The organism is Marinobacter sp. (assembly GCF_041984545.1).
Classification (GTDB): domain Bacteria; phylum Pseudomonadota; class Gammaproteobacteria; order Pseudomonadales; family Oleiphilaceae; genus Marinobacter.
The window spans coordinates 1-12,913 of record NZ_JBHIXV010000012.1 but is presented as its reverse complement, the minus strand read 5'-3'; the positions used below and the strand labels follow the sequence as shown (position 1 = coordinate 12,913).

Genomic DNA, 12,913 nt, shown 5'->3' with positions numbered 1-12,913 from the left:
GTCGTTCCTACAGTTTGATTTTGTGTTTGTTATTCAAACTGCGGCTCAACCTAACGGGTTGCTCCAGAGACTTCGTTCTCAGACTACGCAGGCCACAGGGCCGGCTGAGTGCTTCCTTGCGCTGACTTGGTTCTTGTGTTTGTTAGATTGCGGCCGTCAGAGCATCTCGCGAGAGATGTGTCTAACATTTGTCCAGGTGGCGCGCCAAGTCAACGGTATGCGCGGGAACGGAGGACGTTTCCCTGCCAAAGTGTGACCGTGTTCACTCAGATGGCCCCGCAAGACAGGTGGTGCCCTGCGGGGCCGCCAAACAAGGCCAATGGCCCCACGTGGTCAGAGGGTCGCCATGACTTTCTTCGCCGCCGCGATGGTGTGGGCGATGTCGTCATCGGACAACGCCGCAGTGGTGAATCCCGCCTCGAACGCCGATGGGGCGAGGTACACACCTTCCTTCAGCATGCCCTGGAAGAACTTCTTGAACCGTTCGATATCGCAGGCCATCACCTGATCGAATCGCGTCACGGAGGACTCTTCCGTGAAGAAAAAGCCGAACATGGCACCGGCACCCTGGACCGTCAGCGGAATGCCGTTGGCGTCGGCCGCTTCCTTCAGGCCCTGGGCCACTGCGTTGGTTTTCTCGGTAAGCCGGTCATGGAAGCCCGGCTCGGAAATGGCGTTCAGGGTGGTCAGCCCGGCGCACATGGCCAGCGGGTTGCCACTGAGAGTACCGGCCTGGTACACGGGCCCCAGCGGTGCGATGTGCTCCATGATCGCTCGTTTGCCTCCGAAGGCACCTACGGGCAGGCCGCCACCAATGACTTTGCCCAGTGCCGTGAGGTCGGGTGTTACCCCGTACAGGCCCTGGGCACCGCCGAGGGATACCCGGAAACCGGTCATTACCTCGTCGAAAATCAGCACGGTGCCGTGTTCGTCACACACTTCCCTCAGTCCCTCAAGGAAGCCCGGCACCGGAGGGATGCAGTTCATGTTGCCGGCCACCGGCTCGACAATGATGGCCGCAATCTGGTCGCCCATGGTTTTGAAGGTTTCCCGCACACTGTCGATGTCGTTGTAGGTCAGTGTGATGGTGTGTTCAGCGAGGCTGGCGGGAATGCCGGGAGAGTTCGGTACGCCCAGGGTCAGTGCACCCGAACCGGCTTTCACCAGCAGCGAATCCACGTGTCCGTGATAGCAGCCTTCAAATTTTACGATCTTGTCGCGGCCGGTGTAGCCCCGGGCCAGGCGAATGGTGCTCATGGTGGCCTCGGTGCCGGAATTCACCATCCGAACCAGTTCGATGGAGGGCACCAGCTCACATACCTTCCGGGCCATGTCGGTTTCGATGGCCGTGGGCGCGCCATAGCCAACACCCAGATCCACCTGGGCATGGAGCGCATCCTTGATGCGCTGGTCGCCATGGCCAAGGATCATGGGGCCCCAGGAGCCGATATAGTCGATGTAGCGCTTGTCGTCTTCGTCGTACAGGTAGGCACCCTGGGCGTGCTTGAAGAAAATGGGCGTGCCGCCGACACCACGAAAGGCCCGCACCGGCGAGTTCACACCGCCGGGAATGTATTTCTGGGCCTGTTCGAACAGGGTTTCGGAATGCGTCATGTGTCTGGGCTCCTGTTAGTGCGGGAGTGAAAAAAGTGGATGATGATTCTGGAACAACCGCGCAAAGCTGAGTGCGCGACGCTCGATGTCCTCGTCGCTGCCGCCAAACAAGCCGCCCACCACCGCCAGCATGTCAGCGCCGGCACGAATGAGGTCTTCGCCGTTGTCGGCTGTTACCCCGCCAATGGCGGTCAACGGCCGCTCAAATTGTTTGGCCTCGGTGAGCACCGAAGGAGAGGCCGCCGGTGCCCCGGGCTTGGTGGACGAGTTGAAAAACCGGCCAAAGGCCAGGTAGTCAGCGCCCTGATCCACGCCAGAACGGGCCAGGGCCAGGTCGGCGTGGCAGGTGATGCCGATAATGGCCTGCTCGCCCAGTATCCGGCGAGCTTCCTCGACAGACGTATCGCCCTGGCCAACATGGGCACCCGCTGCGCCCACCCGCTTAGCCAGTTCCGGGTCGTCGTTGATCAACAGCGGCACGCCGGCAGTGTTGCAGAGACTCTGGAGGCTGCGGGCCTGGGCCAGTTTCTCGGCCAGCGGCGCGTGCTTTTCCCGGTATTGTATCATGACCGCCCCGCCGCGCAGGGCGGCTTCCACGGACGCAAGCAGACGATCCGGGGGCGTCAGCGTACTGTCGGTGATGCCGTAGAGCCCGGGTCGAAGCCCTTTGCTCACCGTTCCCACAGGATGCCCCGATCCGGTACCGGCTGCCCTTTGCCAACCTCCAGCGCGTGCAGTATGGCCCGGTGAACGTAATTCTGGGCCTGGGATATGGCGGCTCTCTGGGACAATCCGGAGGCCCTTCCGGCCGCAATGGCTGCAGCCAACGTGCAGCCGGTGCCATGGTATTCGCCGCCAACCCGCTCGATTTCCCAGCGCATGGGTTCCGGCCCATGGTTGTAGAGCGTGTTGATAATGTGAATGCCTTCGCCGTGGCCGCCGGTCGCCAGTACCGAATCACAGCCGCCGGCCAACAGCTCTGCCGCTGCCTCGTCGGGATTGTCGCTGCCACCGAGCATCGCAAGCTCGATGCCGTTCGGGGTGATCATTTCGGCCAGGGGGAACAGCCGGTCTTTCATGGCAGCGATCAGTTCGTCGTCGGCCAGGTCGCCACCGCCGGCGGCCTTGATGACCGGGTCGGTGATCAGCGGTAGTTCACGACGTTCGGCCATAAATTCCACCAGCACGTCGACCACCGCGGCGTTGCCCAGCGCTCCGGTTTTCACCGCGTGAATAGGAGTGTCCTGGGCGAGACACTCCAACTGCTGCCGGATGAGATCTGCCGACACCGCCTCGGCACCATACACGTTGCGGGTGTCCTGTACCGTCAGGCAGGTGAGAACCGGCAGCGGATGGCAGCCCAGGGACGTGACTGCCTGGATGTCTGCCTGGATGCCGGCACCGCCGGAGGGATCAAGGCCGGAGAGGATCAGTACCTGGGGTCGGGTGTAACGTTTGATAGCTCAGCTCCTTAGAAAGGTTTGACAACAGCCAGGATGACCACCGCCAGAAGCACGAGGACCGGCAGTTCATTGAACCACCGGTAGAAGACGTGGCTGCGGGTGTTCCGGTCGTCCCGGAAAACCTTGACCAGGTGGCCGCAGTATAAGTGGTAGATAATCAGCAGGGCCACCAGTGCCAGCTTGGCGTGCAGCCACCCCTGGCTGAAATAGCCGGACACATTGTAGCCGATCAGCCAGGCGCCGAAGACTACGGTGGCCACCATGGAGGGGGTGGTGATGCCGCGGTAAAGCTTGCGCTCCATAATCTTGAAGCGTTCCCGTCCGGGCTGGTCCTCGCAGGCCGCGTGGTAAACGAACAGTCGCGGCAGGTAGAACAGGCCAGCGAACCAGCACACCATCGAAATAATGTGAAAGGCTTTCACCCAAAGCATTCATCAGCTCCGTCGGTATTGGTAGTAGCTTTCAATGTCGGACTTCAACACCACGCCATAGACCCGCTGGATCATGGGGGCCACGGCTCTTTGTACGTAAAGGGCCTCGGCATTGGTTGCATCGAATTCGTCCAGGGCTTCCTCGAGGGTGGCCTGGTATTGCACCGGCGCCACATCGCGACGATTGGCGGGAATTTCCATCAGGTCGATGTCGGTCGGCGCGTCCATTTCCTTTTCGGTGACCAGTTTGTCGGTGTCTTCGAGGTAGCGCGCAAGGTCGACCGCAGGCAGAAGTGCCGTCGGTCCGTTGCTGCCTTCAACCACCAGCCATTTGGGCTCGGATTTCAGCACCTTCCGGGCCTCCTCAACGCTGAGATGGCGCTCGGTGCGCAGGATGCTTCGATCCATGATGGCACCAACGGAGACCCGGCGCAGGGCCTGAATCACCGGGGAGTTCTGGTAGCTGAGCCCCTGGTTCTTGAGGATGGTCAGGAACAATGAGCGCTTGCCGAAGGCTTCGCTGGTCACCAGGCTGGAGATGGTGATGATCAGCATGCCCGGCAGGATGATGTTCGGATTGCGGGTCAGTTCCATCAGGGCCATCAACGCTGCCAGTGGTGCCTGTAATACGGCTCCCATCATCGCGCCCATCCCGAGCATGGCATAGAAGCCGACGGAGGACGCATGTTCCGGGATAATCTGGGCGCCGATAAGCCCCATGGCACCGCCGAGCGTGGCGCCCATGAACAGGGTGGGGCCAATAACCCCGCTTGGCATACCCAGCCCGATCGTCAGGGATGTAATCAACAACTTTGCCACGCCCGCACCGATCAATAGCCAGAAACCAAGCTGGCCGTTGATGGTCGAGTTAACAGTATCGTATCCGATGCCCATGGTTTCCGGAATCAGAATCGCAAAGGGCACCATCAGCAGGCCGGCCACGGCGATCCGCAGCAGTACGGGGCGGTGATGGTGTTTGCCCATGGTGTCGACCAGATGAATAAAGAGGGCAGCGGCAATCCCGACAATCACTGCGATAGCCAGGATCCAGGGAATCTCGAGCAGCGAGTTCATGGTCAGGGCCGGCACACTGAAGGCCGGCTCCGTGCCGTAGACGGCCTGAGTGACAATGGCGGCGCTGACAGCCGCGAGGATGATCGGGGTAAAGCCAGCAATGGTGTATTCCATCATCACCACTTCCATTGCAAAGATGACACCGGATATTGGTGTGTTGAACGAGGCAGAAATGGCGGCGGCACAGCCGCAGGCCACCAGGGTGCGGATACTGTTGTTCGGCAGCCTCATCCATTGCCCCATCAGGCTCGAGAAGGCCGCTCCCAGATGCACCGCGGGGCCCTCCCGACCTGCCGACTGGCCGCTCGTTACGGTGGCCACGCCGGAGATGAACTGCACCATGGCACTGCGGAACGAGATATAGCCCTGGTGGTAGTTGAGCCGCTCCATGACATGGACAATGCCCACTTTGCGGTTGTGGGGCGCCAGCCTGTGCAGTAGCAGCCCGAGCCCCAGGGCGCCGGCCAGCGGCAGGAGTCCCCGGGTAAGCACATCCAGGCTTTCAAAGGATTCCGATCCTTCTCCGGGGAGGAAATGTTCCAGTGGCCACTCGATCGCCAGACGAAATACCAGGATCACCGCGCCGGTGATCAGGCCCGAGAGGAGGCCGAGCACCGCAAGTTGCGGCAGGGCGTCGACACCGGACAGTCTGCGGCGAAAGACAGGGATCAGTTGCTCGGTAATCTGGTGCCAGATTTTGCGCATGAGGCCGGCGTTCCGGTGACGTTTGTAAACGGCAAATGGGTGACAGAAGGTGCGTTTCTGTCAACATTGTAACGGTCGCCCGGAGGGCTGCAATAAGTCGTTGGTTTATCATGATAGACTACGTCCAGAGAGCTTAAATATCCGATACCATGTCGCTGGAGAGTAAGGTGATAAAAGTAGGCATCGTTGGCGGCACCGGCTACACCGGTGTGGAACTGCTCAGAATCCTGGCAGTTCACCCTGAAGTGACAGTGAACTGTATTACCTCGCGGTCGGAAGCCGGCCTGCCGGTTGCAGACATGTATCCGAACCTGCGCGGTCATTATGACCTGGCATTTTCCGAGCCGGACAGCGCAGTATTGAGCGCCTGCGACCTGGTGTTTTTCGCCACCCCCCACGGCGTCGCCATGCGCATGGTGCCGGAACTCATGGCGGCCGGTGTTCGTGTGGTGGATCTGTCTGCGGATTTCCGCCTGAAGGATCTGGATGTCTGGGCGCGCTGGTATGGCATGGCCCATGAAAGCCCCGAGTGGGCAGAAAAAGCCGTGTATGGCCTGCCGGAGGTGGCACGTGAGGCCATCCGCAGCGCGCAGCTGGTGGCCAATCCCGGGTGTTACCCCACGGCAGTGCAGCTCGGTTTTCTGCCGCTGCTTGAGAAGGGGCTGGTGGATCCGGCCCGGCTGATTGCCGATGCAAAATCCGGAGCCAGTGGTGCCGGTCGTCAGGGCAAGATCGGCATGCTGCACGGCGAGATCGGCGAGAGCTTCAAGGCTTACGGGGCGTCCGGCCACCGTCACCTGCCGGAGATTCGACAGGGGCTTGTGGGGGCCGCTGGCGGCGACGTGAGTGTTACCTTCGTGCCGCACCTGATTCCGATGATCCGGGGCATTGAAGCAACGCTGTACGCGGAGCTCAGGGACTCGGCGGATTTTGCTCAACTGCAGTCCATGTTCGAGGATCGTTTCCGGGATGAGCCATTCGTGGATGTGATGCCGTTCGGCAGTCATCCGGAAACCCGGAGTGTGCGGGGCGCCAACATGTGTCGTATGGCGCTGCACAGGCAGGAACAGAGCAATATTGTTATTGTTTCGTCGGTTATCGATAACCTGGTGAAGGGCGCCGCCGGCCAGGCGGTTCAGAACATGAACATCATGTTCGGTCTGGGTGAAACCCTGGGGCTTGATGCCCCGGCACTGCTGCCGTAAACCTTGAAGGCACAACTGTGAGTGAGCAGCGAAAGCCGGCCGAAGAATATGTGGTGGTTCGCCACCGTCCCGGTCACAGGATCCGCCGGACGGCGATTCTGCTGATTTTTACCCTCGTTGCTGCGGCAGCCGGTTACGCAACCGGTCTCGCCCAGGGCGGGTTCCGGTTCTCCAATACCCAGGAATCGAATCGGGCGCTGGAGGACGAATTGGAAACCCTGCGCGAGGACTTCCGCGACGCCCGGCAGCAACTGATCAATCTGGAGCGGGGTAAGGCCATTGATGAGCAGGCGCTGAATCAGGCGCGCCGAACCATCGTGGAACTGGAAACCCGGATCGTTTCCCTGCAGTCAGACCTTACCTTTTACAGGAACATCATGGCTCCCTCGGAGACCAGCAAGGGGTTACAGGTGGACAGCCTGACGCTGGCGTTCGACCGGGCCCAGGATGCCTACGATTTCAAACTGGTACTGACCCAGGTTGGTAACAACAAGAGTTACATCTCCGGTGTGGTGGCGGTGAACGTCATTGGCTTGCGAGATGAGGAAAAAGAGGTCATCGCGTTAAGAGACCTCTCCAAAGATATAGAAGATCTTGGCGTGAAGTTCCGATTCCGGTACTTCCAGGATGTTGAGGGTTCCCTGGTTTTGCCGGAAGACTTCGAGCCGATCGAAATACAGGTGGTGGCCCAGGCGGAGGGGCAAAAATCCTCACAGGCCGAGCGGACCTTTCGCTGGGATCAATTAACGGAGAACTGACATGCTTGGCAAAAAGAAACAGAAACCGCGCCGCCCAGCCGGCCACTTTGACACCCTGATCTCCTCCCGGACCACGGTCGAGGGCGATGTCCACTTTTCCGGTGGTCTGCATGTGGATGGCCGAATTCGGGGCAAGGTGATGGCCGATGAAGGCGCCGATGCGGTCCTGCGAGTATCGGAAGTGGGCGAGGTTACCGGCGACATCAATGCGCCCCACGTGATCATCAACGGTACCGTGCACGGTGATGTCTACGCCTCGGCTCATCTTGAACTGGCGGAGAAGGCCTCCATCAATGGCAGCGTTTATTACAACCTGATTGAAATGGCCATGGGAGCCTCTGTCAATGGCAACCTGGTTCATCAGCGCGAGCCGGTGGGGCTGATCGGCCAGGATCGCTCCAGGGCTGATCGACCAGAGGAGCCGGCTACGGAGAGTTCAGAGCCGGTCGGTGTTGACACTTCATCGGGTGGTGGAAAGTCCGAATAGTTGATTGTTCTGGTCAGGAATACCATAATCGGCCAGACAGTTGGGGAATTTCCGGAGGCAGAGTTGAGTGCAGTCCAGCAACAGATAGCGACACCGCTGTTCTTCAGTGACAGCGCCGTTGCCAAGGTCCGTGAGCTGATCGAGGAGGAAGAGAACACCAACCTCAAGCTCCGGGTGTTCGTAACCGGCGGTGGCTGTTCCGGATTCCAGTATGGCTTTTCGTTTGACGAGGCCCAGGATGAAGAAGACACGGTTGTTGAGCGCGATGGCGTGTCTTTGCTGGTGGACCCGATGAGTTATCAATACCTGGTGGGTGCCACCATCGACTATCAGGAAGGTCTCCAGGGGTCGCAGTTTGTCGTGCAGAACCCCAATGCCAGCTCGACCTGCGGGTGTGGCAGCTCCTTCTCCATCTGATGTTCCCTCGGGTGGCCAGGGCCACCCAACCCTCCCCAAATCGGCAAACTTTGCGAATTCAAGCCGGGTAGATTGCTCCGAGTATTCTTGGCCCTTTTGCTCCGGTCACGTCTGGCAGGTTCCCGGGTTGTCCTTCCAGGGCCTGTTTTGCCAGCCATGCGAAGGCCACCGGCTCAACCAGTTGCGGGTCCAGCCCCAGTTCTGACGTAAGCGTCAAACGGGTGTCAGGCAGCGCTTTGCCAAGCTCTTCCATAAGCACAGGGTTCCGGGTTCCACCTCCGCAGACATACAGTCGGAAGCCCCCCTGTTTGGGTAACTGATTGGCGACGCTTGCAACGGTGAGCTGCAGCAAGGTTCGCTGGATGTCTTCGGCCGGGGTGTCGGGATGTCTGCCTGCGAGGGTTTTCACCCAGTCGAGATTGAAGCGCTCTTTACCTGTGCTTTTCGGTGGTTTACGCGAAAAGTATGCGTCCGACAGCATGTCAGTCAGCAGGTCGCTGTCAACATTTCCCTCTTTCGCCCAGTGCCCTTCCGAATCGAAGGGCAGGCCGGTCTGGTCGAGGCACCAGGCGTCCATCAGGGCATTGGCGGGGCCGGTATCGAAACCGACCACAGGCAATGTCGGGTCTGCCGGTAACCAGGTAATGTTGGCGATACCGCCCAGGTTAAGAAGGCAGCGATCCTCGGAGTCCGAGCTGAAAAAGGCCTTGTGGAACGCGGGTACCAGCGGAGCGCCCTGGCCGCCGGAGGCCATGTCTCTCCTGCGGAAGTCCGCTACGGTGGTAATGCCGGTGGCTTCCGAAATGAGGGCGGGATTGCCAATCTGAATGGTGAAGGGCGAGGCGCCCGAGGGCTGGTGGCGTATGGTCTGGCCGTGGCTGCCAATGGCCCTGACGGATGAGGGTGAAATCTCGCCCTTGCGGATGACCTCGGTTGCCGCCTGGGCGAACAGGCTTCCTGTGAGGGTGTCCAGTTCGCCCAGTTCATCCGGAGCGGCCTGATTCTGGCTGGCCGACAGCAACCGGTGCCTGACAGCGTCCGGATAAGGTTCGGTGTGTGAGCTGATGATATGGCTGTGCCGGCCATTGAAGGACACCAGCACGGCATCAATGCCATCCATGCTGGTGCCGGACATGAGCCCGATCCAGGCCTCCATGATCGTCAGTCGTCTGCCGCAAGGGCCAGCTGCTGGTAGCTCTCCCGGAAAACGTCGAACTGGGCCAGTCGCTGCTCCGTGAACTTTTTGAAGCGGGCCATCTCCGCGGAGGGAATCGGCTTGGCGTCCGGCAGTTTCACGGTTCTGGAGTTACGCGGCGCTCCGTTCAGTCGGAACTCGTAGTGCAGGTGGGGGCCGGTGACCATGCCGGATGAGCCCACGTGGCCAATAGTCTGCCCCTGTTTTACCCGGGTGCCGTTCTTGATGCCTTTGCCCAATCGGCTCATATGGGCATAAAGGGTAGTGATGTTGTCACCATGCTGGAGAATGACGGTGCGACCGTAACCGCCTTTCCACCCGGCAAACTTCACCCGACCTGAGCCAGCGGCCTTGATCGGGGTCCCGGGAGGCGCTGCGTAATCGGTCCCCTCATGAGGGCGAACGACGTCCAGCACCGGGTGGCGGCGCTGAAGGTTAAAGGGGGAGGAAACCCGCGCATTGATAGGCGTGCGCAAAAACGCTTTGCGCATGCTCTTGCCGTTCGGTGCGTAGTAATCGCTATCGCCATTGCTGTCGGTGTAAAGAAGGGCAATGTTCTCCTCGCCACGATTGATGAATCGGGCCGAGAGGATGCGGCCGGTGTCGAACTTCTCGCCGTCGAGGTAGAGCTCCTCGTACACCACTTCAAACTGGTCGCCTTTGCGCACGTCGTATACGAAGTCGATATCCCAACCGAAAATGCCGGCCAGTTCCATCGTGAGGCGATCGTTCAGGCCTGCTTCCCGGGCAGCAAGATAAAGCGAGCCATCGATGGTGCCGGACGCGAATGCCGGTCTGGCCTCAGGCTTGCGTACCTCTGTTTCACCCGTGTAGGTGTCACCCTCTTTCCGGATTTTCAGGGTTTCAAGCAAATTCCGCTGCAGATCCACGCCAGCCAGTTTGCCGTCTTCTGTGGTGGCGAAGCGAATGGTTTCACCAGCGTAAAGGCGCTGCAGTTTTTCGGCTTCGCCCTTGCCGTGAATGACCGACAGCATGATGCCATCATTGAATCCGGCCTTCTTGAACAGCGACGAGAGCGTATCCCCGGATTTGATGGCGTAGGTTTGCCACTCAAGGCTGGGTGCTGCGGGTACCTCCGGTTCAACGTTTTGTTGCACGGGGGAGGCAACCGCCACTTCGGTTGTCGCGTTTTCGGCAGAGGATGGTTCTGCTTTGGCTTTCCCGGGCAGCGGAGCTGCGGTGGTGTCCTGCTGAACCGGCTCCGGCTGTGTTGAAGATACGGTGCCCTGTTCAAGGTCCAGCGCGTAAGACATCCGCTTGGCTTCGACGTTGCTGCTGGGACTCATTAAAATAGCGGCGGTAACAACAACCGTTACTCCGGCAGCAATGGTGATGTGGGTTTTCGGAAACATTTTCAGCACGTGTCGCACCCGTTTTAATCGGCATTCCGGTAGGTTGTACTACCTAATTAAAGCTGTTGTTCAAGTATAGTCCAACAGATTACCGTATAAAAAGCGCGTGGGACAGCGTCGAACATTACCGTTGCTGCCCTGGCTTCCGGATTTCTGGCGACGGCATTGCTATACTACGCCGCCCTGTCGGATCCGCGTTGATCAAAATCTGGTCATTTTACTGTAACAGGGTGGCAGGTAACTCACAGATTTCTTTTGTTGATCTCTGTAACCAACCGAATCTTTGCAGAACCAAAACGGGGACGTGTTGTTCATGGCATCCATTGATGAAGCGTTGGCGATAATCAAGCGCGGCGTACACGAGCTCATCCCGGAAGAAGAGCTCATCAAGAAGTTGAAGGAAGGTCGTCCACTGCGGATCAAGGCGGGCTTCGATCCGACGGCTCCGGATTTGCACCTTGGCCACACCGTCCTGATCAACAAACTTCGCCAGTTCCAGGATCTGGGGCACGAGGTCATGTTCCTGATTGGTGATTTCACCGGCATGATTGGTGATCCCACTGGTAAAAGCGCCACGCGTCCTCCCCTGACAGAGCAGCAGGTCGCCGAGAACGCGGTGAGCTACAAAGAGCAGGTGTTCAAGATCCTTGATCCCGAGAAAACGCGCGTGATGTTCAACTCCGACTGGATGAGCAAGATGAGCGCCGCCGATATGATCAAGCTGGCCGGCCAGTATACGGTTGCCCGAATGCTTGAGCGGGATGACTTCACCAAGCGCTACCGGGCTGAGCAGGCGATTGCCATTCACGAATTTCTTTACCCCCTCGTCCAGGGGTATGACTCCGTCGCCATGGAAGCGGATGTTGAGCTTGGCGGTACCGACCAGAAATTCAATCTCCTGATGGGGCGTATTCTTCAGAAGCACTATGGCCAGTCGCCTCAGGTAATACTGACGATGCCGATTCTGGAAGGCCTTGATGGTGTCCAGAAGATGTCCAAGTCCCTGGGCAATTATGTAGGCGTCAACGATTCGCCCGGCGAAATGTACACCAAGTTACTGTCCATGCCGGACGATCTCCTGTGGCGCTACTTCGAGCTGCTGAGCTTCCGGCCGCTTGCAGAGGTAGACGAATTCCGCAAGGCCGTGGCTGGCGGCGCCAATCCCCAGGACTACAAAAAGTTGCTCGCGGAAGAAATCATTACCCGCTTCCATGATGAAGAAGCAGCGAGAACCGCTCACAAGTCAGCCGGTAATCGGGTGGCGCTCGGCGAAATACCGGAAAACGTGCCGACCGTTGAGGTGTCGCTGGATGGTCAGTCAGAAATCCCGATGGCCGCGGTGCTTCGTCTGGCTGGTCTGGTAAAGAATGGCGCGGCGGCCAGGGACGTCCTGGGGCGCGGTGCCGTTTTCGTGGATGGCGAGAAGTTCGAAGGTGACCGGATGTTCGCAGAAGGCGATGATTGTGTAATCCAGGCGGGTAAGAAGAAGATCGCCCGGGTGTTGATTACTGCGTGATCGATTTTGGGCGATTTTGAGTTTTTTTCAGGATCGCCGTTGACACCTTTGGGCAGCCCTGTAGAATGCGCATCTCTTTCGAGGGGAGCGCCGCTGAGGCGGTTCGGAAATCGAGAGATAACTGTTTGAATGATCTGAAGAAAATAAGTTTTAAATTCTTCAGGATGCAGTTGACAGGCTAGCGATTCGCTGTAGAATGCGCGCCTCGAATCAAGCAGTAAGCCGGGTGATTTTTCGGCGCTTTCCGGAGACGGAAAACAGCGAAAAAATAAACGGTTGACAAGGCGGCGTAACGATGTAGAATACGCGGCCTTGATTGAGCAGAGGCTCAACGCTCTTTAAAAAGTTAACCAAGTAATTCGTGTGGGCGCTGGCCGAGGTATTTCGGATACGAAATATCAGGACAGTGACTCGTCGAAATTGAGTTTTGTCTTGAGCATGATTTTGGGATCTTCGGATCTCTGTATGATTTAAACTGAAGAGTTTGATCATGGCTCAGATTGAACGCTGGCGGCAGGCTTAACACATGCAAGTCGAGCGGAGATGAGGTGCTTGCACCTTATCTTAGCGGCGGACGGGTGAGTAATGCTTAGGAATCTGCCTATTAGTGGGGGACAACATTCCGAAAGGAATGCTAATACCGCATACGTCCTACGGGAGAAAGCAGGGGATCTT

Annotated in this window: 12 protein-coding genes and 1 rRNA gene; 6 read left to right on the top strand and 7 right to left on the bottom strand. The window is 58.7% G+C overall.

Annotated features, from left to right (window positions below):
- Positions 1–333: 333 nt before the first annotated feature.
- From hemL to ACFC20_RS07580, 5 genes are read right to left on the bottom strand one after another with little or no spacing between them, the layout of a single operon-like run.
- Positions 334–1,614, bottom strand: a complete 1,281-nt coding sequence (gene hemL, locus ACFC20_RS07600; protein WP_375192474.1) for a glutamate-1-semialdehyde 2,1-aminomutase — start codon at positions 1,612–1,614, stop codon at positions 334–336.
- Positions 1,615–1,629: 15 nt separating this feature from the next.
- The gene (gene thiE, locus ACFC20_RS07595) at positions 1,630–2,298 is read right to left on the bottom strand and encodes a thiamine phosphate synthase (protein ID WP_375192473.1); all 669 of its coding nucleotides are present in this window, start codon (positions 2,296–2,298) and stop codon (positions 1,630–1,632) included.
- On the bottom strand, positions 2,286–3,044 hold the full coding sequence (locus ACFC20_RS07590; protein ID WP_375192540.1) for a hydroxymethylpyrimidine/phosphomethylpyrimidine kinase: 759 nt from the start codon (positions 3,042–3,044) through the stop codon (positions 2,286–2,288). Before ACFC20_RS07590 ends, thiE begins: the two co-directional genes overlap by 13 nt.
- Before the next feature lie 41 nt (positions 3,045–3,085).
- Entirely contained in the window at positions 3,086–3,508 is a 423-nt protein-coding gene (hemJ, locus tag ACFC20_RS07585) for a protoporphyrinogen oxidase HemJ (protein ID WP_375192472.1), read from the bottom strand.
- A 3-nt stretch (positions 3,509–3,511) separates the two neighbouring features.
- Positions 3,512–5,287 carry a chloride channel protein gene (locus ACFC20_RS07580; RefSeq protein WP_375192471.1) on the bottom strand — a complete coding sequence of 592 codons (1,776 nt, stop codon included), beginning with the start codon at positions 5,285–5,287 and terminating at the stop codon, positions 3,512–3,514.
- Positions 5,288–5,454: 167 nt separating this feature from the next.
- Here ACFC20_RS07580 and argC point away from each other — a divergent pair, with 167 nt between their 5' ends.
- The 4 genes from argC to erpA all read left to right on the top strand — a co-directional run bounded on the left by argC (position 5,455) and on the right by erpA (position 8,154).
- Entirely contained in the window at positions 5,455–6,492 is a 1,038-nt protein-coding gene (gene argC, locus ACFC20_RS07575) for an N-acetyl-gamma-glutamyl-phosphate reductase (RefSeq protein WP_375192470.1), read from the top strand.
- A 17-nt stretch (positions 6,493–6,509) separates the two neighbouring features.
- The gene (locus ACFC20_RS07570) at positions 6,510–7,250 is read left to right on the top strand and encodes a DUF6776 family protein (protein ID WP_375192469.1); all 741 of its coding nucleotides are present in this window, start codon (positions 6,510–6,512) and stop codon (positions 7,248–7,250) included.
- 1 nt (position 7,251) lies between these two features.
- Positions 7,252–7,737, top strand: coding sequence for a polymer-forming cytoskeletal protein (locus ACFC20_RS07565; protein WP_375192468.1), 486 nt, complete (start codon positions 7,252–7,254; stop codon positions 7,735–7,737).
- 63 nt (positions 7,738–7,800) lie between these two features.
- Positions 7,801–8,154: an iron-sulfur cluster insertion protein ErpA gene (erpA, locus tag ACFC20_RS07560; protein WP_375192467.1), complete on the top strand. Its 354-nt coding sequence runs from the start codon at positions 7,801–7,803 to the stop codon at positions 8,152–8,154.
- Between the two features lie 58 nt (positions 8,155–8,212).
- Here the strand turns inward: erpA and ACFC20_RS07555 are convergent, their stop codons facing one another.
- Complete coding sequence (locus tag ACFC20_RS07555) at positions 8,213–9,310, bottom strand: anhydro-N-acetylmuramic acid kinase (protein ID WP_375192466.1); 1,098 nt, start codon at positions 9,308–9,310, stop codon at positions 8,213–8,215.
- Positions 9,311–9,315: 5 nt separating this feature from the next.
- Complete coding sequence (locus tag ACFC20_RS07550; protein WP_375192465.1) at positions 9,316–10,731, bottom strand: OapA family protein; 1,416 nt, start codon at positions 10,729–10,731, stop codon at positions 9,316–9,318.
- Positions 10,732–11,035: 304 nt separating this feature from the next.
- Here ACFC20_RS07550 and tyrS point away from each other — a divergent pair, with 304 nt between their 5' ends.
- On the top strand, positions 11,036–12,238 hold the full coding sequence (gene tyrS / locus ACFC20_RS07545) for a tyrosine--tRNA ligase (RefSeq protein ID WP_375192464.1): 1,203 nt from the start codon (positions 11,036–11,038) through the stop codon (positions 12,236–12,238).
- A 472-nt stretch (positions 12,239–12,710) separates the two neighbouring features.
- A 16S ribosomal RNA gene (locus ACFC20_RS07540) occupies positions 12,711–12,913 on the top strand; the annotation flags it as partial.